We start from the raw sequence: 22,739 nt of genomic DNA, 5'->3' as shown, positions 1-22,739 counted from the left end.
CGGACAGGCCCTAGGGTCGGCTGCCCTCGGTCGTCAGCATGCGCTGCAGCAGTCCCCGCAGCGCCTCCCGCTCCTCGGCCTCCAGCCCCGCCAGCGGTTCCCGGGCGAACCGCAGCGACTCGCGCAGGCCCTTGGCGATCCGCCGCCCCTCGTCCGTCGCCGCCGCGAGCTTGACCCGGCGGTCGGCCGGGTCGGGACGACGTTCGACCAGACCGCGGGACTCCAGGCGGTCGACGATGCCGGTCACGTTGGACGGCTCGCACTTCAGCTTCTTCGCCAGCTTCCGCATCGGCAGCGGCTGCAGCGAGAGCAGGCTCAGCAGCCGGGCCTGCGCCCCGGTCAGGGCGTGGTCGGCGGCGGCCTCCTCGTAGTCCTCGTAGTAACGGGCCACGACCTCGCCGATCAGCTCGACGACCTCCATGGTCACAGGGTCGGGGAGGCGGGTCGCATGTGAGGTCGGCATGGAATCAGCGTACCTCGTTACTTGACATCATGAAATATTCAGAGGCATGGTTGTTTCAGGTACTGAAGTATTTTGCAGTGAAGCAACAGAAGCATCTGAAGCACTGAAGCATGCGAAAGGCAGCCTCCCCATGACTGACTCGGCCTTCCCCACCACCAGCCGCGAATGGCGTCTGCTCAGCCGCCCCGTCGGCTGGCCGAAGCCCGAGGACTTCGAGCTGGCCGAGGCGGAGATCCGCCGGCCCGCCGCGGGCGAGGTGCTGGTCCGCAACGCATACGTCTCCGTCGACCCGTACATGCGCGGCCGTATGAGCAGCGCCAAGTCGTACGTCGCCCCCTTCGAGCTGGGCAAGGCCATGCAGGGCGGGGCGGTCGGCGAGGTCGTCGCCTCCGCCGCCGAGGGCGTCTCCGTCGGCGACCACGTCCTGCACTTCGGCGGCTGGCGCGAGTACGCCACCGTCGACGCCAAGCAGGCCGTCAAGGTCGACCCCGAGGCCGCGCCCCTGTCCACCTACCTCGGCGTCCTCGGCATGACCGGCCTCACCGCCTACGCCGGCCTGCTGCGCACCGCCTCCTTCAAGGAGGGCGACTCCGTCTTCGTGTCGGGCGCGGCCGGCGCCGTCGGCAGCCAGGTCGGCCAGATCGCCAAGCTCAAGGGCGCCTCCCGGGTCATCGGCTCCGCCGGCTCGGACGACAAGGTCAAGCTCCTCGTCGAGGAGTACGGCTTCGACGCGGCCTTCAACTACAAGAACGGCCCCGTGGCCGAGCAGCTGCGCGCCGCCGCTCCCGACGGCGTCGACGTCTACTTCGACAACGTTGGCGGCGAGCACCTCGAGGCGGCCATCGGCTCCCTCAACCTGCACGGCCGGATCGCGATCTGCGGCATGATCTCCGTCTACAACAACACCGAGGCCGCCCCCGGCCCGAAGAACCTGGCCCGTCTCATCCAGACCCGCGGCCGTATCGAGGGCCTGCTGGTCGGCGACCACTACGACCTCCAGTCGGAGTTCGTCGCAGAGGTCGGCGGCTGGATCCGCTCCGGTGAGCTGAAGTACCGCGAGACGGTCGTCGAGGGCATCGAGAACAACCTGGAGGCGTTCCTCGGGGTGCTGCGCGGCGACAACATCGGAAAGATGATCGTCAAGCTCTGATCCGGCCTTGAGCCGAATCGGATCCGGCCCTGATCCGGCCCTGATCCGACTCTGATGCGCACGACGAAGGCCGCACCCCTGGACGACGTTCTTCCAGGAGTGCGGCCTTCGCCCTGCCGTCAGCCGGCCAGTGCCGCCCGGTGCACGGCCGCCACCAGCCGCTCGTTCTCCGGGGCCGCCCCGCCCGGGAAGGCGAACCGGCGCCGCGTGTAGCCGTAGGCCAGCCCGCTGCGCGGGTCCGCGAACGCCTGGCAGCCGCCCGCCCCGCTGTGCCCGAACGCCCCGACGCCCAGGAACGGGTACCAGGTGTCCGCGGTCGCCTGGAAGCCCAGCCCGTACGACTTGTGCGTGCGCGCCACCACGTCGTACCCCACGGAGTGCAGCTGCCCGAACTCCGCCGCCGTGTCCTCCTTCAGCAGCGGCGCCTTCCCGTCGACCTCGCTGATCGCCGCCGCGTACAGCCCGGCCAGCCCGCGCGCCGAGGCGACCCCGCCCACCGAGGCCGGCCCCTTGGCTCGGATCAGGGGGTCGTTCGGCAGGAGTTCGAGGTCGGTCGGCTCGGCGGTATGGCGGTTGAAGGCGACCGCGGCGAGGGTGTGCGGCCCGCCGGGCAGGGAGTCGAGCAGCGCCCGCTGCTCGGCGGTCGGCGCCATCGGCTGCGCGGCCTTGAAGCGCGGCTCGTGCACCGCCGGCAGCCCCAGGAAGAAGTCCAGCCCGTACGGGGCGCGCACCCGCTCCTCGTACACCTCCTGGAGCGTACGGCCCGTGGCCCGCCGTACGACCTCGCCGGTGAGCGCCCCGATGACCAGCGCGTGGTAGCCGAAGGCGGTGCCCGGACGCCAGAACGGCCGTTGGTCGGCCAGGCGTTCGGCGAGCTGCCGGTCGTCGGCCAGCTCCTGCGGCGAGAACCCGCCGTCCGTGCCGATCACGCCCGCCCGGTGGGCGAGCAGTTCGCGCAGGGTCAGCGCGCCCTTGCCCTCGGCGGCGAACTCCGGCCAGTAGTAGGTGACTTTGCGGTCCAGCTCCAGGGTGCCCTCCTGGACGAGGAGCGCGACCACCAGATGGGCGGCGCCCTTGGTCGACGAGTAGACGCCGTAGAGGGAGTCGGCGGCATCGGGGGAGCCGGGGGAGTCGGCGTCGGCACCGGGCACCCACAGGTCGACGACCCGCCGGCCGTGCACATACGCGCACAACTGGCCTTCGTAGTCGGGCCGTTGCGCCGCCTCCTCCGCCACGAAGGCGGCGAACTCCTCCCGCACCGCTTCGAATCCGTCGGCGACGGTGCCGTGGATCTCCTTGGTCGTCCGAGTCAATCGAGTCATCCGTTCTCCTCAACCAGCCCGCTGCTTGCGTGAGCCATGGTGATCAACGCCTGTGCGACCTGCGGGAACTCGCCCTTCGGGTGATCCCGGAAGAGGGGTTCCGTGCCGAACAGGACGGCATGCGGCCCGCTGACGACCGCCGGCTGTCCGGCCGCGGCGGCGGGTCCGCCCGAGCCGTCGGCCAGGGCCCGCCAGTGGCCGGAGACGAGCGGGTTCCCGGTGGCGTACGACTGCTCGACGCGCACCCCGGAGCCGAGACCGGTGAACCAGACCGGTGCGTAGACGAAACTGTGACCGGGTGCCGCGGCCGTCACCGGACCGCCCGAACCCACCACCCGCACCACGCCGTTGGCATCCCCGTTGCCCTCGACGGCCGTGACGTCCAGCAGCCCGGCGCCGGTGCCGACCGAGGCTCCGCCGACGCCCCGACCCACCAGACCGTGACCGGCCAGGAAGGCGTCCAGGGCGTTCCGGGCGGACGCGCCGAGAGCGGCCCGGTCGAGCCCGGTGGACACGAACAGCACGTCCACCGACGACCAGTCGAAGCCCGCGTCGAGGACAGCCGTCGAGACGGGCGTGACGTCGAAGCCCATCTCCCGCAGCGCGAACAGCTCGCCCGGGGTGACGGCGGCGGCGACGCGCACCGGATGCAGCGCGGTCGTCGTGCCGGTGAGTCCCGCGGCCGTGAAGGAGACGTCGTAGGCCCGTGCCGCGACACCTGCCTGTCCGCGCGCCGACGCGGGCACGACGACGCTGCCGTCCGCGGCCCGTCGTACCTGAACCCCTTGCCGCAGCAGGGAGTTGAGCGCGGCCACGGCGCTCGGGTCGTCGAGCCGCAGCCGCAGGTCGCCGCGCGGGGCGACGGCGGCGACCGGGGCCGCGGCGGAGACGGGCCGCAGGGCGAGCCCCGCCAGGCCGCCGCCGGTCACCGGCACGACCTCGGCTCCCCAGAGCCGCCCCAGACTCCAGCCCGAGATGTCGTACATCACCGACACCTTGTCGCTGATGTCCCGCCCGTCGGCGAGCAGCACGTTCGCCATTCCCCGCTTGGGCTGATGCAGATCGACGACGTAGGAGCCCGCCGGATACGTCCGCCCGCCGAGCCGGAACGCGCGCGTGGCACGGGTGACACGGACGTCGTTGGCCAGGAGATGGTCGACGAGACGGGCGGTGGCCGTGGATGCCTTGCCCGCCGGGAGGACGTAGGCGCGCGGGAAGGCCGTCGTGTAGACGTCCTCCGGGCCGATGCCCGGCACCCCCGGGACGGTCTGCGCCGACACCGGCACCTGCGCCGCGCCGACGGAGCCGCGCCGGAACACCTCGATCTGGTCGGCGACCAGCGAGGCGCGGTGGGTCCGCACGAAGTCGAGGGTGGCGCGCAGGGCCGCCCCCGCCACGTCCACGTTGACGGCGGAACGCCGGCGCAGCTCCGTCACCGGCAGCGTGTTGTAGGCGGAGTTGTTGACGACCAACGGGATCTCCACCGTGTGCGCGGCGACCGTGCCGTGGAAGGCGGCGTACTGCGGGGTGAAGATCGGGGGCCAGTCGTCCCAGCCCTCCTCCTGGTCCCGGAACGGGATCTGGGCGGGCTGCACGCCGTCCTTGGCGGGCGTGTAGCCGAGGCCGTTGACGGCGGCCTCCATGCCGAGGGCGTTGGCGTAGGTGTTCTTCAGGAAGAGGTCGTATTCGTAGTTCTCGCCGTGCGGCGGGGTGGTCGGCTCGATGAGGGTGCCGTTGACGTACCCGTGCAGGTCCAGCATGACGGCGGGCTGCTTGTCGATCTCGATCTGCCGCATCGCGCGCGCCTCGGGCTGCGAGGCGGTGACGAAGTCCCGGTTGAGGTCGAAGCCGTTGGCGTTCGCCCGGGTTCCGGCGATCCGGCCGTCCGGGTTGGCCGTGATGTTGAAGTAGAGGCGGCTGTGCGCGAGTAAGTCCTTCGTCCGCGCGTCGTTCGCGGTGGCGAGGCGCTCGATGAGGGCGAGGGAGGCGTCGGTGCCCTCCCACTCGTTGCCGTGGATGTTGTTGTTGAAGAAGACCGGGGCCTTGTAGCCGGCCTTGATCTCCTTGCTCCGGGCCGCCGTGACCGGAGCGTTCTCGATGAGCTCGCGCATCCGTTCCTGGGCCTGCGCCTGACGGACGGTCTCCGGGGCGGTGACGGTGACCAGATAGAGCCGGTGCCCGCCCGCCGACCGCCCCGCGACCTCCACGCTCACCCGGTCGCCGAGGGCCTGGAGGGCGTTCAGCTTCGGGGCGATGGCGTGGTACGGGGTGAGGCCGAGCTTGAGGGACTTGTCGGCGGGGTTCTCGGGATCGGCGGCGAGGGTCTGTCTGCGCGGGTAGCCGCGGACGCCGGTCCTCTCTGCCGCCGGTGCGGTCAGGGCGCGTTGAGCCGCGCTCTGCGGGGAGGCGGCGGCCGTGCGGTCGAGGGCGGAACCCGCGGAACCCTCCCGGGTGACGGGTTTCGGGTCGGCGCCGGCGGGGTGGGGGGTGAGCAGGAGAGAGCCCGTCGCGGCGAGCGCGAGGGCGCTGATCAGAACAGGTCGGGCAGGGTAGGTGCTCGTGGTACGCACGTGTACCTCCTCTGGACTTGCCGAGATCGTTGCTTCCGAAGAGCGGTACGGCGAGGTGTACCCGTTCGACTCAACTGCAACAAGAGGGTGTTGGTGTCACCGATACCCCGGATGGCCCACCGGATGGCCTACCGGACGGCCGAGGAGGGCTGTTCGAGCACGACCGATAGGGTTCGGGCATGCGCGATCTCGGGGTGGGGTTCAGATACCTCCTGAAGGGCCAACGGTGGGTGGCCCGGCACGGCAGGCAGTACGGGTTCGGGCTCGTTCCCGGCCTGATCACGCTCGTTCTCTACGCGGCGGCGCTGGTGGCGCTCGCGGTGTGGGGCGAGGACTTCGTCGGCTGGGCGACGCCGTTCGCCGACGACTGGTCGAGCCCCTGGCTCGGCCTGTTCCGCGGCTTCCTCACCGTCGTGCTGTTCGCCCTCGGCCTCCTGCTGTCCGTCCTCACCTTCACCGCGGTCACCCTGCTCATCGGACAGCCGTTCTACGAGAGCCTCTCCGAGACGGTCGACCGGGACGTCTCGCCCGACGGCATCGCCCCGGAGTCCGGGCTGCCGCTCTGGCGCGAACTGTGGATCTCCGCCCGCGACAGCCTCCGGGTCCTGGCCCGGGCCCTGGTGTGGGCGGTGCTGCTGTTCGCCCTCGGGTTCATCCCGGTCGTCGGCCAGACCGTCGTCCCGGTGATCGGGTTCATGGTCACCGGCTTCTTCCTCACCGAGGAACTCGCCGCCGTCGCCCTCCAGCGCCGGGATGTCGACCTGCGCGCCCGACTCGCCCTGTTCCGCTCCCGCAAGACCCTGATCTGGGGCTTCGGCACACCCCTGGGCCTGGCCTTCCTGGTCCCCTTCGCCGCGGTGTTCCTGATGCCGGGCGCGGTCGCGGGCGCCACCCTGTTGGCCCGCGAACTGCTCGGCGAGGAGATCCGCGAGGAAGCGGTCGCGCCCGAAGAGGAGAACGTCACGTCATGACCGAGCTGCTCGCCGTCGCCCTCATCACCGTGCTGGCCGTCATCGCCCCCGGCGCCGACTTCGCGATGATCGTCCGCAACAGCTATCTCTACGGCCGCCGTACGGGACTGTTCGCGGCCACCGGAGTCGCCGCGGGCGTCCTCGTGCACGTCACGTACACGATGCTCGGCGTGGGCCTGCTGATCGCGTCCTCGACGTTCCTCTTCACGATCATCAAGCTGGTCGGCGCCGCCTACCTCGTCTACATCGGCGTCCGCACCTTCCGTACCCGCGGCGAGGTCGAGATCGATCTGACCGGGAAGACCGAGCTGACCCCGCTCGCCGCGCTGCGCACCGGCTTCCTCACCAACGTCCTCAACCCCAAGACGACCCTGTTCGTCGTCTCGACGTTCTCCCAGGTCGTCAGCCCCGGCACCCCGGCCCACCAGCAGGTCGGCTACGGCCTGTTCATGTCGCTGGCCCACCTGCTGTGGTTCGGTGTGGTCGCCGTCTTCTTCTCCCAGGACCGGATGCGCACGCTGATGCTGCGCGGTCAGAAGGTCCTCAACAAGGTCATCGGCTCGGTCCTGGCGGGCCTGGGCGTCAGCCTCGCGTTCGCTCCGTCGCACTGACCGCCACGGTCAGGATCGCCCGCACCTGGGCGACGATGTCCAGCCGGTTGCGCACGAACTCCGCATCGGTCACCTCGGTGGTGTTGCCGGCCCCGAACTGCAGGACCGGCGTGTGCACATGCCCGCCCGGCAGGCTGTCGTGCAGGCCCAGCCGGTCGCGCAGCAGGGTGGCCCGGTAGGCGATCTCGTTGGAGAGGTAGTTCCCGCCGCCCCCGGCCCGCGCGGTCGACCCCGCCGTCGGCCCGTCCGGCCGCACCACCGGAGCCGTGCCTCCCCCAGTGCCAAAAGCCTGGGAGGTACCCCCAGCCGGGATCTCCGTGACGCTCGTGTTGTCGTAGACGGGGAACCGGCCGGTGTCCGCCGCCACGATCGCGGGGTACGGCAGGGTCGTGGTCGTCCACTGCGGCTGCGAGGCGGGGTCGGCGACCGGGACCGTCTCCGTCCGCCCGATGTTGTCGTTGTCGGGGAAGCCGCCGCGCCAGGCCCCGTTGGTGCGCTCCACGTCGAACCGGCCGACGCGGCCCTGGCTGACGGTCGTGAACAGGTCCACGTGCGGCAGATACGGCCGCAGGGTGCGCTCCACGGTCCCTTCCGCGAAGTCCTGCCAGCGCACCGGGAAGACGGCCGTCTCCACCCGGGCCGGCCCGTCCGCGGTGCGGATCACCGTGCCGTCGAGGGCGAGCGCGGTGGCCCCGGACGGGTTGGAGATCCGGATGTCCCGGTCCAGGGTGAACGGGTCGAAGCCGGTGACCAGGACCCGCTTGAGCCCCTTGGCATGGGCCGGGTAGCGGATGTCGCTCTGGCCGCGGGAGGTGCGCTCCAAGGCGTCGAGCAGCGCGGTCCGTTGGCGCTCGGTGACCGTGAACGCGGGCTCCCAGGTGCGCACCTCGCTCGTCATGCCGAGCCGCGCCCAGTACAGCGGCCGGTCGTCGTCCCGGCTGAGGTCCCCGCCGGCCGGACCGCGCCCCTGCACCCGGTCCACGGCCCGCCGCCACAGGGCCGCGCCCTCCCGGTCGACGAGCCGCCGGGCCTGGGCGTAGGAGTGCGAGGCCTGCAACAGCCGGGCGAACCGCGGAGCCACCGCGTCGAACCCGGACCGGGCGAGGATCTCCTGAGGAACGGCCCCCGCCAGTCGCTGTTCCTCGACGGTGGGCGCGGGCGCCGTCTCGGCCGCGGTCGCGGCGCTGGGGGAGGAGAGCCCGGCCAACAGGGCCAGGCCGAGGAAACCGACGCGAACTCGTATGGAATGCACGGGGGTTGAGGTCCTTCCGTCGCTGTGGGGGAGAGCGTGGGTGTGGGACGACGGAAGTATCCCGTGACGGGAGTGGTCTACGCCATGCCGCGAGGGATCGCGGCCGCCGCCTCCCGCAGCGCGGCGACGAACGCCTCCGCCGCCGGAGCGAGCGCGCGTCCCCGCTGCGTCGCCGCGTACACCGCCCGCGCCGGGGCGCCCTCGTCGCGTACCGGCAGCAGCACGACGTCCGGCCGTACGGACGCGGCGGCGAGCGCCGGCACCAGGGCGACGCCGAGACCCGCGGCCACATAGCCCTGCTTGGCCGTCCACTCGGCGACGACATGCGCCACCCGCGGCCGGAAGCCCTCCCGCAGGGCGGCGTCGAGGAGGGTGCCCTCGGGCCGCGCGGACCCGGAGACCCAGTCGGCGTCGGCGAGTTCGCCCAGCCGCACCGGCCGACGGCGACCCGAGAGGGGATGCCCGGCCGGCACGGCGACGTACAGGGACTCGTCCAGGAGGTGCTGCAGGGCGTACGACTCCAACGCCGTGCGGCCGGTCGTGGACACCACCGCCAGGTCGAGGTGCCCGGCGTCCAGCCGCTCCAGCAGGGCCGGCGTGAGCCCCTCCTCCCGGGTGACCCGCACCCGGGGACAGCGGGCCCCGAACGCGGCCAGCGCCTGCGGCACCAGCGCCGCGTCCGCCGTCGGGAACGCCCCGAACCGCAGCCGCCCGCCCGCGCCCTCCCGCAGCGCGGCCAGCTCCCGCCGCGCCCCCTGCACGGCCTCGGCGACGGACTCCGCGTACGGCACCAACGCCCGCCCGGCCTCCGTCAGCCGCACCCCCCGGGGCAGTCGGTCGAACAGCGGCCCCCCGCCCAACGCCCCCTCCAGCGAGGAGATCTGCCGCGACACCGCGGACTGCGTCCACCCCAGTGTCCGAGCGGCCCCCGTGAACGACCCGCCCCGCGCGACCTCCAGGAACGCCCGCAGCCACAGGGTGGACAGATCGGTCTCCGGGAACCGCGGCCCAGGCGTGTCATATGTTCCATGCTCTCCATGCGAGTTCGGCATGGCTGCCATGCTAGACATTCGCTTGTCGCATCACCGGGACGGACCTAGCGTCGACGGCATGGAGAAGACCGCACCGCACGTCACCCTCGACAACCCCGCCGGCGCGCCCCAACCACTCAGCCCCTACTACTCCCAGGTCGCCCGCGTCCGGCAGGCCGACGGCAGCGCCCTGCTGTTCCTCTCCGGCCAGATCGCCGAGGGCGCGACACTCGCCGAGCAGAGCCGGGGCGTGTTCGAGACCATCGACGCCCTGCTGAAGGCCCACGGGGCCACCCTGGCCGACGTCATCAACATCCGTACGTACCTCACCGACATCTCCCGCCTCGAGGAATACGGCGCCGTGCGGCGGGAGTTCCTCACCGGGACCCCGCCCACCAGCATGACCTTCGAGGTGCCGCGGCTGTTCCGGCCGGAGGCACAGATCGAGATCGAGGTCGTGGCGGCGGTGACCGGCGGCTAGGGCCGCCCAGGGCCGCCTAGGGCCCGTCCGGCTCCTCGCCCAGCAGGTGCAGGAAGTCGCGGAACGCGCCCGGCATGTCCACCGACTCCGGGTCCAGCAGCCACTGGAACTGCAGACCGTCCATCACCGCCACCAGCAGCGGGGCCGTGCGCTCCGGGGTGAGGCCGTTCGGGAGGCGGTCGCCGTACCCGGCGCGCAGCACCGCCGCCATGGTGGCGCGCACCCGTGTGTACCGCTCGGTGAAGTACTCCCGCGCCGGATGCCCCTCCGTGACGCTCTCGCCGAGCAACGCCGAGAAGGTCTGGATGATGGCCGGCCGCATCGCGTTGTACTCGACCAGCGAGACCAGCAGATCCACCCGCCACCGGGTGTCCGGCACGGCGTCCCACTGGTCGCGCTCCTGAAGCACCGCCACCAGCAGCGCGTCCTTCGTCGGGAAGTGGTGCAGCAGCCCCTGCTGGGTCAGTCCGACCCGCTCGGCCACCGCCGCCAGGCTCGCCCCCCGGTAACCGCGTTCGGCGATCACCTCCAGGGCCGCCCGCACGATCTCGGCCCGCCGCTCCTGGCTCCTGGTACGCCCGCTCATGCCGTCACCGTAGCGGCATCCGAGCCATTGAATGTAACGGCTGGATAACGAAACCTACCGCTCTACAGGTGACCGTGCAGGATGGAGGTGCACGATGAAGGCGTCGCACCGGCACGGCACGGATCGGCACGGCACGTCACTCAACGAGGAGGCACCGCATGGCGGGAACCGAGGAGGATCGGGAGGCGGCCGTCGAGAGTGCTCTCGGCAAGCTCGACCTGGACGCCAAGACCCGGCTGCTGGCCGGCCAGGACGTGTGGTCGCTGCCCGAGCTGCCCGAGATCGGCCTGAGCTCCCTCGTCATGTCCGACGGCCCCGTGGGCGTCCGGGGCGTGCGCTGGACCGCCGACGACCCGTCCGTCGCCCTGCCCTCCCCGACCGCCCTCGCCGCCGCCTGGGACCCGGAACTCGCCCACCGCGCGGGCGTCCTGCTCGCCCAGGAGGCCCGCCGCAAGGGCGTCCACGTGCTGCTCGCCCCCACGGTCAACCTGCACCGCTCCCCGCTCGGCGGCCGCCACTTCGAGGCCTACAGCGAGGACCCGTACCTCACCGGTGTGATCGGCGCGGGCTATGTCAACGGCGTCCAGTCCGGCGGCGTCGGCACCACCGTCAAGCACTTCGTGGCCAACGACGCCGAGACCGACCGCTTCACTGTGAACAACCTCGTCGGCGAACGAGCCCTGCGCGAGCTGTACCTCGCGCCCTTCGAGGCCATCGTCGAGCACGCCCGCCCCTGGGGCGTCATGACCGCCTACAACAGCGTCGACGGCACGACGATGACCGAGCACCACCGGCTCGTGAACGAGGTCCTGCGCGGCGAATGGGGCTTCGACGGCTTCAACGTCTCCGACTGGATGGCCGCCCGCGACACCGTGGGCGCGCTCCGCGGCGGCCTGGACGTGGCCATGCCCGGCCCGCAGACCGTCTACGGCCCCGCACTGGCCCGGGCGGTACGCGACGGCCGCCTCGACGAGTCCGAGGTCGACGACGCCGTACGCCGCGTCCTGCGCCTGGCCGCCCGCGTCGGCGCCCTCGCGGACGCCGAACCGGCCGTCACCGCGCTTCCCGCCCCGGTCGACGGCGAGGCCCTGGCCCACGAACTGGCCCGCCGCTCCTTCGTCCTGGTCCGCAACGAGGCGGACGCGCTCCCGCTCAGGCCCGGCACGGTCGCCCTCATCGGCGCCGCCGCCCGCGACGCCCGCGTCCTCGGCGGCGGCTCGGCCACCGTCTTCCCGGCCCACACGGTCTCCCCGCTGGACGGCCTGACCGCCGCCCTCCCCGAGGGCGCCCTCACCTACGCCGTGGGCGCCGACCCCACCACCGAACTCGCGGTCGCAGGCAAGGGCTTCGAGCTGCGGACGGTCTGCCGGGACGCGGCCGGGGAAATCATCGGCGCCGGCTCCGCGCCGGGCGGCCTGATCCAGTGGATGGGCTCGGACCTCCCTACGGGCGTCACCCACGACAACCTCCACACCGTCGAGCTGACCGGCGTCTTCACCCCGCGCGAGAGCGGCCCGCACACCTTCGGCATCAAGGGCACCGGCGCCTTCACCCTCACCGTCGCCGGGACGACGTACTTCGACGACGTCCAGCTCCCCGCCGACGGCACCGACCCCTTCGAGGCGTTCTTCGGCGCCCCGGCCCCCCGCGCCCAGGCCGAACTGACCGCCGGCGAACCCGTCGAGGTCTCCCTCACCCATGTCTTCGCGCTCCCCGAGGACATCCCCTTCAAGGTCATCTCCTTCGCCCTGGCCCACCAGGGCCCGCAGCGCGACCCCGACGAGCTGATCGCCGAGGCCGCCGAGGCGGCGCGAGCCGCGGACACGGCCGTCGTCGTGGTCGCCACCACCGACCGCGTCGAGTCCGAGGGCTTCGACCGCAGGGACCTCCGCCTCCCCGGCCGACAGGACGACCTGGTGCGCGCCGTCGTCGCCGCCAACCCGAACACCGTCGTGGTCGTCAACGCGGGCTCCCCGGTGGAGCTGCCGTGGCGCGAGGACGTCGCCGCCGTCCTGCTCACCTGGTTCCCCGGCCAGGAGGGCGGCGCGGCGCTGGCGGACGTCCTGACCGGCGCCCACGAACCCGGCGGCCGCCTGCCCACCACCTGGGGCTCCCTCACCGACGCCCCCGTCACCGAGGTCACCCCCACCGACGGCGAACTCCCCTACACCGAGGGCGTCTTCATCGGCTACCGCGCCTGGGAGAAGGAGCACCGCACCCCGGCCTACCCCTTCGGCCACGGCCTCGGCTACACCGACTGGACGTACGAGGCGGTCGCCATCACGGGCTCCACGGTCAAGGTGCGGCTGCGCAACAGCGGCGAGCGCACGGGCCGTGAGGTCGTGCAGGTCTATCTCGCACCGATCGGACCGGCCCCGGCAGCCGACCGCCCGGCGCCCGACCGCCCCGCCCGCTGGCTGGCCGGCTTCGCCGCCGTCGAGGCCGGTCCGGGGGAGAGCGTCGAGGTCACCGTGGACATCCCGCAGCGCGCCTTCGAGGTGTGGGACGAGGCGGATCACCGATGGTTCTTTGTGAAGGGTTCGTACGAAATCCAGGTGGGTCGCTCGATCGCCGACCGTAGGATCACCGCGACGATTAACGTGTGACCTGGCGCCCGCCGCCCCACGAACAGCCCCGGTCCGGGACCTGACCCCTGGACCGGGGCAACATCTTTTTCCCGGCGGCCCAAGCGGGTCGGGCGAAGTCGGCTGCGGTGCGGCAGCGCCCTGAAGGGGCGCGGGGCGCTGACATCTGCGGCTCCGCCGCGATGGGGGTCCCCCCGCTCGAGCGCAGCCGAGAGTGGGGGAGCGACCGGCCACGATGGCGCCGCGGCGAAACGACGGCACATCGCGGCGGCCCCAGCGGAGCGCCTAGCGCACCGAGAAGCCGTACACCGTCTCCGACCGGTACTCCGCGCCCGGCAGCAGCACGGTGCTCGGGAACTCCGGCCGGTTCGGGGAGTCGGGGAAGGCCTGCGTCTCCAGCGCGACCCCCTCGCCGGGCACGAAGGGCTCGCCCAGGTGGTCGGCGGTGTACAGCTGCAGCCCCGGCTCGGTCGTCGCCACCGTCAGCACCCGCCCGGACGCCGGATCGTGCAGCTCCGCCACCTCGACCGGTGTGTCCGTGACGCCCTTGTCGAGCACGAAGTTGTGGTCGTAGCCGGCGCCCACCTTGCGGGCCGCGCGGAAGTCGAAGCGGCCGTCCGCCACCTGCGCGAGCTCACCCGTGGGAATCAGGTCGGCGTCCACCGGCGTGTACCGGGAGGCGGCCAGCCGCAGCTCGTGACCGCCCGCGCTGCCGGTCCCGGGCCCGCCGAGGTTGAAGTAGCTGTGGTTGGTCAGGTTCACCACCGTCGGCGCGTCCGTGACCGCCCGGTAGACGAACCGCAGCGCCCCCGACGCGTCCAGCGTGTAGGTCGCCGAGACCTCCAGACGGCCCGGGAAGCCCTCCTCGCCGTGCGCGGCGACCCGGCTCAGCCGCAGCCCGTGCTCGACCGGCTGCACCTCCCACACCCGCTTGTCGAAACCGCGCGACCCGCCGTGCAGGGAGTTGGGCGCGTTGTTGGGCTCCAGCGCGTACGTCACGCCGTCCAGCGGGAAGCGGGCGTGCGCGATCCGGTTGGCGTACCGGCCGATCAACGCGCCGAGGTAGGGCTCCGGGTGCGCGAGATAGCCGTCCAGGTCCGCGAACCCCAGCACCACGTTCGCCGCGTGTCCGTCCCGGTCCGGGACCTCGACGGACTGCACGATCCCGCCGTACGACAGCACCCGCACCCGGGTGCCCGCCCGCTCCAGGGTCCAGCGGTGCACCGGGGTGCCGTCGGAAAGTGTTCCGAAGTGTTCGCTCATGAGCAAAACTCTAGGGCAGGCCCAGGTCACGAGGCCTGCGCGGTGACTCCTCGATACGCCATCTCCGCGAGCCGCGCCTGTCCGTCCTTGCTCGGATGGAACCAGTCCCAGTGGCTCAACTGGTCCGTGCCGAATCGGAAGTCGTACACCGCGCCGCCGTCGAACCGGCACCGCACGTCCTTCGCGCAGACCTCCTTCAGCACCGTGTTGTAGTCCTCCACCCGCTTCTGCACGGTGTCCCGCCGCAGGGTCGCCGCCGAGTCCAGCGCGTCCGCGTCGGCCAGCATCGACGGACAGATGCCCAGCTTCCACACCTGCTTGCCCAGCGCGTTCGTCCGCCCCTGCGACCACAGGCGCTTCAGGTTCGGCACGCTCGCCACGTACACCTGCGTCTTCGGCAGCGCGCGGCGCAGCGTGCTCAGCGCGTCCTCGAACTCCGCCCGGAAGTCCGCCACCGGCGTCATCGCCTCCGTCGACGCGCGACAGGCGTCGTTCGCGCCCGCCATCACCGTGACCAACTGCGGTTTCTCGGCGACCGCCTGCGCCATCTGCCCCGGCACGTCCGCCATCCGCGCCCCGGTCGCCGCGTAGTTCCAGCTGTGCGTGGCCGCCTTCGCCGCGCCCAGCAGCCGCACCGCGAGACTGTTCACCTCGGTGCTGCTGCCCGTCGCCCAGGACACCTCGGGACAGTCCGCGAGGACCGTACACGCGTCGAAGCCACGGGTGATGGAGTCGCCCACCGCCGCGACCGAGTCCGGAGTGGAGTCCCACACCGGGGTCGGCGACGGGGACGGCTTCGCCTGCCGAGCCTGGGTGCCCGAAGCCCCCGAGTCGTCGCCGCCCCCCAACGCGTCGCAGCCGGCCAGGCCCAGGACGGCCGCCGTCGTACCCGCGAGCACGGCCCGCGCGTGCCGTTTCCGTTTCCGCATCCGCCGGTGTTCCCCTCGCTCTTCGATCGACGCCCCCCCGTTATGACAACGCACGGGAGTTCCCGGCGAATCACACCCACAAGATGGAACGCTTCACGCCACTACAGGCGTCCTGCCGAGTGAATGGCGGTGGTTCACGGCACCGGGACCGACGGTACGTCACACTCCTTGCGCCGCCGCACGGTAGCCTCGCCATCAACGCGGCTGCCTGCCACCGCAGCCATGCCAGCCTGCAAGACTGTCCCGCTCTGTCCGGAGGTCCCGGTGACGACACGTGGAGTTCTGTACGTGCACTCCGCGCCGCGCGCGCTGTGCCCGCACGTCGAGTGGGCCGTCGCCGGGGTGCTCGGCACGCGCGTCAGCCTCGACTGGATCCGGCAGCCCGCCGCGCCCGGCACCTGGCGCTCGGAGTTCTCCTGGAAGGGCCAGGCCGGCACCGCCTCCAAGCTCGCCTCCGCGCTGCGCGGCTGGCAGATGCTCCGCTTCGAGGTCACCGCGGAGCCCTGCGCGACCGCCGAGGGCGAGCGCTACAGCTGCACCCCCGACCTCGGCATCTTCCACGCCGTCACCGGAATCCACGGCGACATCCTCATCCCCGAGGACCGCCTGCGCGCGGCTCTGCTCCGCAGCCGGCGCGGCGAGACGGACCTGGAAGCCGAACTCTCCAAACTCCTCGGCAAGCCCTGGGACGACGAACTGGAACCCTTCCGGTACGCGGGAGAGGGAGCCCCGGTCCGCTGGCTGCACCAGGTCGTTTAGGGGCGCGGGGCTGTATCGATATGCGGCTCCGCCGCGGGGCGCGAGAAGCCCCACCGGCCAGCACCCGGCCGACAACGCACACCAGAACGGCGATTGGCCCGCCCCCAACCAGGGGTGCGGGCCAATCGCCGTTCACGAAACGTCTCAGATGGTCCGGAACGCCAAGACGACGTTGTGCCCACCGAACCCGAACGAGTCGTTGAGGGCCGCGATCCGGCCCTCGACGGGCAGCTTGCGCGCCTCGCCGCGGACGATGTCCGCGTTCGCCTCGGCCTCGGGGTCGAGGTTCTCGACGTTGATGGTCGGCGGAGCGATCCGGTTGTACAGCGCGAGGACCGTCGCGACGGTCTCGACGCCGCCCGCGCCGCCCAGCAGGTGGCCGGTCATCGACTTGGTCGCCGAGACGGCCATGTGGTCCGCGTCGTCGCCGAAGACCTTGCGCAGCGCCTTCAGTTCGGCGATGTCACCGGCCGGCGTCGACGTGGCGTGCGCGTTGACGTGCACGATCTCCGCCGGGTCCAGGTCGGTGCTGTCCAGCAGGTGCTGCAGCGCGTGCGAGATGCCGCGGCCCTCGGGCTCCGGCTGCACGATGTCGTGGCTGTCGGCGGAGATGCCCTGTCCGACGGCCTCGGCGTAGACGCGGGCGCCCCGCTGGGCCGCGTGCTCCGCGGACTCCAGGACGATCACGCCGGCGCCCTCGCCCATGACGAAGCCGTCGCGGGCGACGTCGTAGGGACGCGAGGCGCCCTGCGGGTTCTCGTTGTTCTTGGACATCGCCATCATGTTGCCGAACGCGGCGATGGGCAGCGGGTGGATCGCCGCCTCCGTGCCACCGGCGACGACGACGTCGGCGCGGCCGGTACGGATCATCTCGATGGCGTAGCCGATGGCCTCCGCGCCCGACGCACACGCCGAGACCGGAGTGTGCACACCGGCACGGGCGCCCACGAGCAGACCCACGTTGGCGGACGGGCTGTTCGGCATCAGCATCGGCACGGTGTGCGGGGAGACGCGGCGGACGCCCTTCTCCTTCAGCACGTCGTACTGGTCGAGGAGGGTGGTCACGCCGCCGATGCCGGAGGCGATGACCGCGCCGAGCCGGTCGGGGTCGACCTTGCCGTCGCTGCCGTCCTCACCGGCCTTGCCGGTGAAGCCGGCGTCCTTCCAGGCTTCCTGGGCCGCGATCAGCGCGAACTGCGCCGAGCGGTCCAGCTTGCGGGCCTGCGGCCGGGGGATGACCTCAAGAGGCTCCACCGCGACCGGGGCCGCGATACGGACGGCCTGATCGGCCGCCCAGTCCTGCTCCAGGACCTTGACACCGGACTTGCCGGCGACGAGACCCTCCCAGGTAGAGGCTGCGTCGCCACCCAGCGGTGTGGTTGCGCCGATACCGGTGACGACCACGGTGCGATTGGTCGGGCTCACGGATTCATTCTCCAAGTTACGAGGATTCAGCGGCGCCACCGCCGGGTGGCGGGGCAGTTCAGCCCAGGGCCGGTGGATCAGGCCTGGTTCTTGAGGATGTAGTTCGTCGCGTCGCCGACGGTCTTGAGGTTCTTGACGTCCTCGTCCGGGATCTTGACGTCGAAGCGCTCTTCGGCGGCGACGACGACCTCGACCATGGACAGCGAGTCGACGTCCAGGTCGTCGGTGAAGGACTTGTCCAGCTGGACGTCCTCAACCGGGATGCCGGCGATCTCGTTCACGATGTCGGCAAGACCGGCGACGATCTCTTCCTGAGTGGCGGCCATCTTGGCGCTCCTTCTTTGCTTTTCCAGAGGGTGTGGCAAGGGGTGTTTCCCGTGCCGGACCGGGTGATCCGGCACGGAGTGCCTAGGGGAGGGTAACGACAGTCGCGGCGTAGACGAGACCCGCCCCGAATCCGATGACGAGCGCGGTGTCGCCGCTCTTCGCCTCACCGGTCGCCAGGAGTCGCTCCATTGCGAGCGGAATCGAGGCGGCCGAGGTGTTGCCGGTGGTGCGCACATCACGGGCGACCGTGACGGACTCCGGCAGCTTGAGAGTCTTCACCATCGAGTCGATGATCCGCTCGTTGGCCTGGTGCGGGATGAAGACGTCGAGTTCGTCGGCGGTGATGCCGGCGGCGTCCAACGCCTCCTTGGCGACCTTCGCCATCTCGAACACGGCCCAGCGGAAGACCGCCTGGCCCTCCTGCGTGATCGCGGGGAACTTGGCGACAACGCCGTCGCGGTAGTCCGTCCACGGCACGGTCTGCTTGATGGTGTCCGACTTGTCGCCCTCGGAGCCCCACACGGTCGGGCCTATGGCCGGCTCGGCGGAGGGTCCGACGACGACCGCGCCCGCGCCGTCGCCGAACAGGAAGGCCGTCGCGCGGTCCTCCAGGTCGGTGAGGTCGGACAGCCGCTCGACGCCGATGACGAGGACGTACTCGGCCGAGCCCTCGACGACGATGCCCTTGGCGAGCGTCAGACCGTAGCCGAAGCCCGCACAGCCCGCCGAGATGTCGAACGCGGCGGCCTTGTTCGTGCCGAGCTTGTCGGCGATCTCGGTGGCCACGGCCGGGGTCTGCTTGAAGTGCGAGACGGTCGAGACGACCACCGCGCCGATCTGCGCGGCGGTGATCCCGGCGTCGGCGATCGCCTTGCCGGACGCCTCGACCGACATGGCGGCGACGGTCTCCTCGTCGTTCGCCCAGTGCCGGGTCTCGATGCCCGAGCGCGAGCGGATCCATTCGTCGGACGAGTCGATCGTCTCGAGGATCACCTCGTTGGGGACGACCCGGGTGGGCCGGTAGCCGCCGACGCCGAGGATGCGCGCGTACGGGGAGCCCTTGCTGGGCTTGATCTTCGCCATCAGAGCTCCTCAGGCGACGCCGTGCTCGGCGATGAGTTCGCGAGCCGCGTCGAGGTCGTCGGGTGTCTTGAGCGCGAGCGTCTTCACACCGGGCAGGGCGCGCTTGGCCAGGCCGACCAGCGTGCCGCCGGGGGAGACCTCGATGATCGCGGTCGCGCCGAGCTCCTTGAAGGTCTCCATGCACAGGTCCCAGCGGACCGGGTTGGCGACCTGGCCGATCAGCCGGTCCAGGATCTCGGCGCCGGTGGCGACGGCCCGGCCGTCCTTGTTGGAGAGGTAACGGACCGTCGGGTCGGCCGGCGTGACCTCCGTGGCGGCCTTGGCGAGGGTCTCGACCGCGGGCGCCATGTGCACGGTGTGGAAGGCGCCGGCGACCTTCAGCGGGACGACCTTGCGGACGCCCTCCGGCTTGTCCTCGTTCAGCGCGGCGAGCTGCGCCAGCGTGCCCGCGGCGACGATCTGGCCCGCGCCGTTGATGTTGGCCGGGGTCAGCCCCAGCTTCTCCAGATGCGCGAGGGAGACCTCGGGGTCGCCGCCGAGCAGGGCGGACATACCGGTCTCGGTGATCGCGGCGGCGTCCGCCATCGCCAGGCCGCGCTTGCGGACGAGGTCCAGCGCGACGGTGTCGTCGAGGACGCCGGCGAAGGCGGCGGCGGTGAACTCGCCGACGCTGTGGCCCGCGACCGCGCCCGGGGACACGTCGCCGAGTGCCGTGGCGGACAGGATTCCGGCGGCGACCAGCAGCGGCTGGGCCACCGCGGTGTCACGGATCTCGTCCGCGTCGGCCTGCGTGCCGTAGTGGGCGAGGTCCAGGCCGATGGCGTCCGACCACGCGGCGACACGGGCGGCGGCGCCGGGCAGTTCGAGCCAAGGAGTCAGGAAGCCGGGCGTCTGGGCGCCCTGGCCGGGAGCGACGAGTACGAGCACTCTCACACTCTCTCTTGGGGACGGCCGAAGCCGCCCGTGGGGACAGGGACGAAGAACGGCAGGGGGTTTTGTGGAGCCCCGACAAAAGGCTAGGTCTGGGGATCGCCGTCGACCAGACGCCCCAGGATCAGTGCGATCCGGAGCGTGAACGCGGAGCGTACATCCGAAGGCGACCAACCGGTGACGTCAGTCACACGTCGAAGCCGGTAGCGCACGGTGTTCGGGTGAACGAAGAGCATCCGCGCGGCCCCTTCGAGACTGGACGCCTGTTCGAGATATACGGAGAGGGTCTCCAGGAGCGCCGATCCGGCCTCCTCGAGCGGTCTGTAGATCTCCTCCACCAACTGATCGCGCGCACCGGGATCACCGGCGATCGCGCGCTCCGGAAGCAGATCGTCCGCCAGTACCGGCCGGGGTGCGTCCTGCCACGCCGAACAGGCCTTGAGCCCGGCCGCGGCGGCCTGTGCGGACCGGGTCGCGGCGAGCAGATCGGGCACGACGGGCCCGGCCACCACGGGCCCGGCGGCGAACGGCCCGATCAGCGACTTGGCGACGGCGAGCGGGTTGTCGCTGCCGCCGGCGATCACCACCAGCCGGGTGCCGAGCACCCCGGTGAGCACCTGGAGCTTGGCGTGCCGCGAGGCCCGCCGGATGGCCTCGACGGTCAGCTCGGAGTCCCCCTCGGGGGCGGTCCCGAGGACGACGCACACATGCTCCGGAGAGTTCCAGCCCAGTGCGGCGGCCCGGCTCACGGCCCCCTCGTCGGCCTCGCCGCTCAGCACGGCGTTCACGACGAGCGACTCCAGCCGGGCGTCCCAGGCGCCACGGGCCTCGGCGGCCTGGGCGTAGACCTGCGCGGTGGCGAAGGCGATCTCCCGGGCGTAGACGAGGAGCGCCTCACGCAGCACGTTCTCGTCGCCCGGCGCCGCGACCTCGTCGATCGCGGACTCCATGACCTCGATGGTGGTCCGCACCATCTCGACGGTCTGGCGCAGCGTGATGGCCCGCGTCAGCTCACGCGGCGCCGTGCCGAACACATCGGTGGAGATGGCCTGAGGGGCGTCCGGATGCCGGAACCACTCGGTGAAGGCGGCGATGCCCGCCTGGGCGACCAGCCCGATCCAGGAACGGTTCTCCGGGGGCATCGCCCGGTACCACGACAGTGTCTCGTCCATCCGCGCGATGGCCTGGGCGGCGAGACTTCCGGAGGACTTCTCCAGCCGCTTCAGCGTGGCGGGGTGGGAGTGGACGGCGTGCGCCGCGGGATCGGGGTGACTGGTTTCGGGTTCGGGCACGTGGACAAGACTGCCTTATCGGGACGGCGGAGTGTGCCGCCGGGTCTACCGTGGTCCCGTGATGGACGTGAGGCGCGCCGACGAGCGCTATCGAGGCGGGGACCCGGCCGCAGGCGTCGAGTCGTGGCACGCCTTCTCCTTCGGCCCGCACTTCGACCCCGACAACCTCCGCTTCGGTCCGCTGATCGCCTGCAACGAGGAGCGGCTCGCCCCCGGCGCCGGTTTCGACGAGCACCCGCACAGCCACACCGAGATCGTGACCTGGGTGGTCGAGGGCGAGCTGACCCACCGCGACTCGGCCGGCCACGAGACCCGGGTCCGCCCCGGAGACGTGCAGCGGCTCAGCTCGGCGGGCGGCGTCAGGCACGTGGAGCGCAATGACGCCGACACGCCCCTGACCTTCGTCCAGATGTGGCTGGCCCCGCTGGACCCCGGCGGCGACCCCGCCTACGAGATGGTCCACGGCATCGCGGACTCCACCCCGTACGCCGTCCCGGAGGCGGGCGCGATGCTCCACGTACGCCGCCTGGCCGCAGGGGAACGCACGGCGGTGCCGGACGCGCCGCACGTCTACGTCCACGTGGTCAGCGGCGAAGTGCTCCTGGACGGCGAACGGCTGGGCCCGGGCGACGCGGCCCGGGTCACGGACGCGAAGGATCTGGAGGCGGAAGGGGCGACCGACGCCGAACTGCTGGCCTGGGTCTTCAGCCCGTCAGGCGACGACTGAGGGCGAGGCGGTTCAGCCTCGCAGCTCGGCCAGTACCGCGTCCGTGAACGGCGGCCAGGCCTCGACCGCCCATGCCCCGAACGCCCGGTCCGTCAGCGCGACCGCGGCGACGCCCGCTTCGGGATCGATCCACAGGAACGTGCCGGACTGGCCGAAGTGGCCGAAGGTCCGCGGGGACGACGAACCTCCCGTCCAGTGCGGTGACTTGGAGTCGCGGATCTCGAAGCCGAGACCCCAGTCGTTGGGGTTCTGGTGCCCGTACCCCGGCAGGACGCCCTTCGTGCCCGGGTACTGCACGCTCATCGCCGCCGCCACCGTCCGCGGATCCAGCAGCCGGGGCGCCTGCACCTCCGCCGCGAACCGCAGCAGGTCCTCGACCGTCGAGACGCCGTCCTTCGCCGGGGAGCCCGCCAGCGAGGTCGCCGTCATCCCCAGCGGCTCCAGCACCGCCTGCCGCAGATACTCCGCGAACGGGATGTCCGTCGCCTTCGCGATGTGGTCGCCGAGCTGCTCGAACCCGGCGTTGGAGTACAGCCGTCGCTCACCAGGCGGGGCGGTCACCCGATGCTCGTCGAAGGCGAGCCCGGAGGTGTGCGCGAGCAGATGGCGGACGGTCGCCCCGGGCGGACCGGCCGGCTCGTCCAGCTCGACCGCGCCCTCCTCGTACGCCACGAGGGCCGCGTACGCGGCGAGCGGCTTGGTGACCGAGGCCAGCGGGAAGCGCTGTCCGACCGGGCCATGGGTCCCCAGGACCGTGCCGTCGGCCCGTACGACCCCCGCCGAGGCGGAGGGAACCGGCCAGTTCTCGATCAAGGCGAGGCTCTTCAGCGACATGCGGTCGAGCCTATGCGCCGCACAGCGGCAGCTCCATCAAGGGGTCCGGCTCGGGATTGACGGCCAGCAGGCGCGATCAAGCCGCGTCCCTCGGTTTTCTTACCGATTCCGCTTGCTTCGAGCGCACTCCAAGGCCATAGCGTTGGTG

General features: G+C 71.8%; 21 protein-coding genes. 7 read left to right on the top strand and 14 right to left on the bottom strand.

Annotation, left to right across the window (positions count from 1 at the left end; translation table 11 throughout):
• Positions 1-10: 10 nt before the first annotated feature.
• Entirely contained in the window at positions 11-463 is a 453-nt protein-coding gene (locus ABZ725_RS30330; RefSeq protein ID WP_358805702.1) for a MarR family transcriptional regulator, read from the bottom strand.
• A gap of 130 nt (positions 464-593) precedes the next feature.
• On the opposite strand from ABZ725_RS30330, the gene ABZ725_RS30325 reads away from it, so the two are divergent.
• Positions 594-1,613, top strand: coding sequence for an NADP-dependent oxidoreductase (locus tag ABZ725_RS30325; RefSeq protein WP_358805701.1), 1,020 nt, complete (start codon positions 594-596; stop codon positions 1,611-1,613).
• 119 nt (positions 1,614-1,732) lie between these two features.
• Here ABZ725_RS30325 and ABZ725_RS30320 read toward each other — a convergent pair whose 3' ends face one another.
• Positions 1,733-2,935 carry a serine hydrolase domain-containing protein gene (locus ABZ725_RS30320; protein WP_358805700.1) on the bottom strand — a complete coding sequence of 401 codons (1,203 nt, stop codon included), beginning with the start codon at positions 2,933-2,935 and terminating at the stop codon, positions 1,733-1,735.
• The gene (locus tag ABZ725_RS30315) at positions 2,932-5,505 is read right to left on the bottom strand and encodes a M14 family zinc carboxypeptidase (RefSeq protein WP_358805699.1); all 2,574 of its coding nucleotides are present in this window, start codon (positions 5,503-5,505) and stop codon (positions 2,932-2,934) included. Before ABZ725_RS30315 ends, ABZ725_RS30320 begins: the two co-directional genes overlap by 4 nt.
• Positions 5,506-5,684: 179 nt before the next feature.
• Between ABZ725_RS30315 and ABZ725_RS30310 the strand changes: the two genes are divergently transcribed.
• The gene (locus ABZ725_RS30310; RefSeq protein ID WP_358805698.1) at positions 5,685-6,476 is read left to right on the top strand and encodes an EI24 domain-containing protein; all 792 of its coding nucleotides are present in this window, start codon (positions 5,685-5,687) and stop codon (positions 6,474-6,476) included.
• Positions 6,473-7,087 (top strand): LysE family transporter, encoded by a 615-nt coding sequence (locus tag ABZ725_RS30305; protein ID WP_358805697.1) that lies wholly within the window; start codon positions 6,473-6,475, stop codon positions 7,085-7,087. Before ABZ725_RS30310 ends, ABZ725_RS30305 begins: the two co-directional genes overlap by 4 nt.
• On the opposite strand, the gene ABZ725_RS30300 is transcribed toward ABZ725_RS30305, so the two are convergent.
• Positions 7,059-8,339, bottom strand: a complete 1,281-nt coding sequence (locus tag ABZ725_RS30300; RefSeq protein ID WP_358805696.1) for a pyroglutamyl peptidase — start codon at positions 8,337-8,339, stop codon at positions 7,059-7,061. The two genes, ABZ725_RS30305 and ABZ725_RS30300, sit on opposite strands and share 29 nt — an antisense overlap.
• Before the next feature lie 77 nt (positions 8,340-8,416).
• Positions 8,417-9,391 carry a LysR family transcriptional regulator gene (locus tag ABZ725_RS30295; RefSeq protein WP_358805695.1) on the bottom strand — a complete coding sequence of 325 codons (975 nt, stop codon included), beginning with the start codon at positions 9,389-9,391 and terminating at the stop codon, positions 8,417-8,419.
• 58 nt (positions 9,392-9,449) lie between these two features.
• Between ABZ725_RS30295 and ABZ725_RS30290 the strand changes: the two genes are divergently transcribed.
• On the top strand, positions 9,450-9,851 hold the full coding sequence (locus ABZ725_RS30290; protein ID WP_358805694.1) for a RidA family protein: 402 nt from the start codon (positions 9,450-9,452) through the stop codon (positions 9,849-9,851).
• Between the two features lie 16 nt (positions 9,852-9,867).
• Here the strand turns inward: ABZ725_RS30290 and ABZ725_RS30285 are convergent, their stop codons facing one another.
• Positions 9,868-10,437, bottom strand: a complete 570-nt coding sequence (locus ABZ725_RS30285; RefSeq protein WP_358805693.1) for a TetR/AcrR family transcriptional regulator — start codon at positions 10,435-10,437, stop codon at positions 9,868-9,870.
• Positions 10,438-10,595: 158 nt separating this feature from the next.
• On the opposite strand from ABZ725_RS30285, the gene ABZ725_RS30280 reads away from it, so the two are divergent.
• Entirely contained in the window at positions 10,596-13,043 is a 2,448-nt protein-coding gene (locus tag ABZ725_RS30280; protein ID WP_358805692.1) for a glycoside hydrolase family 3 C-terminal domain-containing protein, read from the top strand.
• A gap of 264 nt (positions 13,044-13,307) precedes the next feature.
• On the opposite strand, the gene ABZ725_RS30275 is transcribed toward ABZ725_RS30280, so the two are convergent.
• Positions 13,308-14,285, bottom strand: coding sequence for an aldose epimerase family protein (locus ABZ725_RS30275; protein ID WP_358805691.1), 978 nt, complete (start codon positions 14,283-14,285; stop codon positions 13,308-13,310).
• Between the two features lie 26 nt (positions 14,286-14,311).
• Positions 14,312-15,214 carry an SGNH/GDSL hydrolase family protein gene (locus tag ABZ725_RS30270; RefSeq protein WP_351909101.1) on the bottom strand — a complete coding sequence of 301 codons (903 nt, stop codon included), beginning with the start codon at positions 15,212-15,214 and terminating at the stop codon, positions 14,312-14,314.
• 264 nt (positions 15,215-15,478) lie between these two features.
• Between ABZ725_RS30270 and ABZ725_RS30265 the strand changes: the two genes are divergently transcribed.
• Positions 15,479-15,973, top strand: coding sequence for a DUF3145 domain-containing protein (locus ABZ725_RS30265; protein WP_358805690.1), 495 nt, complete (start codon positions 15,479-15,481; stop codon positions 15,971-15,973).
• 144 nt (positions 15,974-16,117) lie between these two features.
• On the opposite strand, the gene ABZ725_RS30260 is transcribed toward ABZ725_RS30265, so the two are convergent.
• The 5 genes from ABZ725_RS30260 to ABZ725_RS30240 all read right to left on the bottom strand — a co-directional run bounded on the left by ABZ725_RS30260 (position 16,118) and on the right by ABZ725_RS30240 (position 21,030).
• Entirely contained in the window at positions 16,118-17,398 is a 1,281-nt protein-coding gene (locus ABZ725_RS30260) for a beta-ketoacyl-[acyl-carrier-protein] synthase family protein (protein WP_351909105.1), read from the bottom strand.
• A gap of 77 nt (positions 17,399-17,475) precedes the next feature.
• Positions 17,476-17,724 carry an acyl carrier protein gene (locus ABZ725_RS30255; RefSeq protein WP_351909107.1) on the bottom strand — a complete coding sequence of 83 codons (249 nt, stop codon included), beginning with the start codon at positions 17,722-17,724 and terminating at the stop codon, positions 17,476-17,478.
• Between the two features lie 82 nt (positions 17,725-17,806).
• Positions 17,807-18,808 (bottom strand): ketoacyl-ACP synthase III, encoded by a 1,002-nt coding sequence (locus ABZ725_RS30250; RefSeq protein ID WP_358805689.1) that lies wholly within the window; start codon positions 18,806-18,808, stop codon positions 17,807-17,809.
• Positions 18,809-18,817: 9 nt separating this feature from the next.
• Positions 18,818-19,735: an ACP S-malonyltransferase gene (locus ABZ725_RS30245; protein ID WP_358805688.1), complete on the bottom strand. Its 918-nt coding sequence runs from the start codon at positions 19,733-19,735 to the stop codon at positions 18,818-18,820.
• Between the two features lie 89 nt (positions 19,736-19,824).
• Positions 19,825-21,030, bottom strand: a complete 1,206-nt coding sequence (locus tag ABZ725_RS30240; RefSeq protein ID WP_351909113.1) for a helix-turn-helix domain-containing protein — start codon at positions 21,028-21,030, stop codon at positions 19,825-19,827.
• Between the two features lie 61 nt (positions 21,031-21,091).
• On the opposite strand from ABZ725_RS30240, the gene ABZ725_RS30235 reads away from it, so the two are divergent.
• Positions 21,092-21,757: a pirin family protein gene (locus tag ABZ725_RS30235; RefSeq protein ID WP_358805904.1), complete on the top strand. Its 666-nt coding sequence runs from the start codon at positions 21,092-21,094 to the stop codon at positions 21,755-21,757.
• A gap of 12 nt (positions 21,758-21,769) precedes the next feature.
• Here ABZ725_RS30235 and ABZ725_RS30230 read toward each other — a convergent pair whose 3' ends face one another.
• Positions 21,770-22,591 (bottom strand): serine hydrolase domain-containing protein, encoded by an 822-nt coding sequence (locus ABZ725_RS30230; RefSeq protein WP_358805687.1) that lies wholly within the window; start codon positions 22,589-22,591, stop codon positions 21,770-21,772.
• Positions 22,592-22,739 lie beyond the last annotated feature (148 nt).

The organism is Streptomyces sp. NPDC006872, from assembly GCF_040635845.1.
Classification (GTDB): Bacteria; Actinomycetota; Actinomycetes; order Streptomycetales; family Streptomycetaceae; genus Streptomyces.
This window is presented reverse-complemented; position numbering and strand designations above follow the sequence as displayed.

What these genes read in the sequence shown, in the direction of transcription:
- ABZ725_RS30320 (WP_358805700.1), bottom strand. Translation starts at nt 2,935, where the DNA reads ATGACTCGATTGACTCGGACGACCAAGGAGATCCACGGCACCGTCGCC.
- ABZ725_RS30285 (WP_358805693.1), bottom strand. Translation starts at nt 10,437, where the DNA reads ATGAGCGGGCGTACCAGGAGCCAGGAGCGGCGGGCCGAGATCGTGCGG.
- ABZ725_RS30230 (WP_358805687.1), bottom strand. Translation starts at nt 22,591, where the DNA reads ATGTCGCTGAAGAGCCTCGCCTTGATCGAGAACTGGCCGGTTCCCTCC.
- ABZ725_RS30290 (WP_358805694.1), top strand. Translation starts at nt 9,450, where the DNA reads ATGGAGAAGACCGCACCGCACGTCACCCTCGACAACCCCGCCGGCGCG.
- ABZ725_RS30255 (WP_351909107.1), bottom strand. Translation starts at nt 17,724, where the DNA reads ATGGCCGCCACTCAGGAAGAGATCGTCGCCGGTCTTGCCGACATCGTG.
- ABZ725_RS30275 (WP_358805691.1), bottom strand. Translation starts at nt 14,285, where the DNA reads ATGAGCGAACACTTCGGAACACTTTCCGACGGCACCCCGGTGCACCGC.
- ABZ725_RS30295 (WP_358805695.1), bottom strand. Translation starts at nt 9,391, where the DNA reads ATGCCGAACTCGCATGGAGAGCATGGAACATATGACACGCCTGGGCCG.
- ABZ725_RS30330 (WP_358805702.1), bottom strand. Translation starts at nt 463, where the DNA reads ATGCCGACCTCACATGCGACCCGCCTCCCCGACCCTGTGACCATGGAG.
- ABZ725_RS30305 (WP_358805697.1), top strand. Translation starts at nt 6,473, where the DNA reads ATGACCGAGCTGCTCGCCGTCGCCCTCATCACCGTGCTGGCCGTCATC.
- ABZ725_RS30270 (WP_351909101.1), bottom strand. Translation starts at nt 15,214, where the DNA reads ATGCGGAAACGGAAACGGCACGCGCGGGCCGTGCTCGCGGGTACGACG.
- ABZ725_RS30280 (WP_358805692.1), top strand. Translation starts at nt 10,596, where the DNA reads ATGGCGGGAACCGAGGAGGATCGGGAGGCGGCCGTCGAGAGTGCTCTC.
- ABZ725_RS30310 (WP_358805698.1), top strand. Translation starts at nt 5,685, where the DNA reads ATGCGCGATCTCGGGGTGGGGTTCAGATACCTCCTGAAGGGCCAACGG.
- ABZ725_RS30250 (WP_358805689.1), bottom strand. Translation starts at nt 18,808, where the DNA reads ATGGCGAAGATCAAGCCCAGCAAGGGCTCCCCGTACGCGCGCATCCTC.
- ABZ725_RS30325 (WP_358805701.1), top strand. Translation starts at nt 594, where the DNA reads ATGACTGACTCGGCCTTCCCCACCACCAGCCGCGAATGGCGTCTGCTC.
- ABZ725_RS30235 (WP_358805904.1), top strand. Translation starts at nt 21,092, where the DNA reads ATGGACGTGAGGCGCGCCGACGAGCGCTATCGAGGCGGGGACCCGGCC.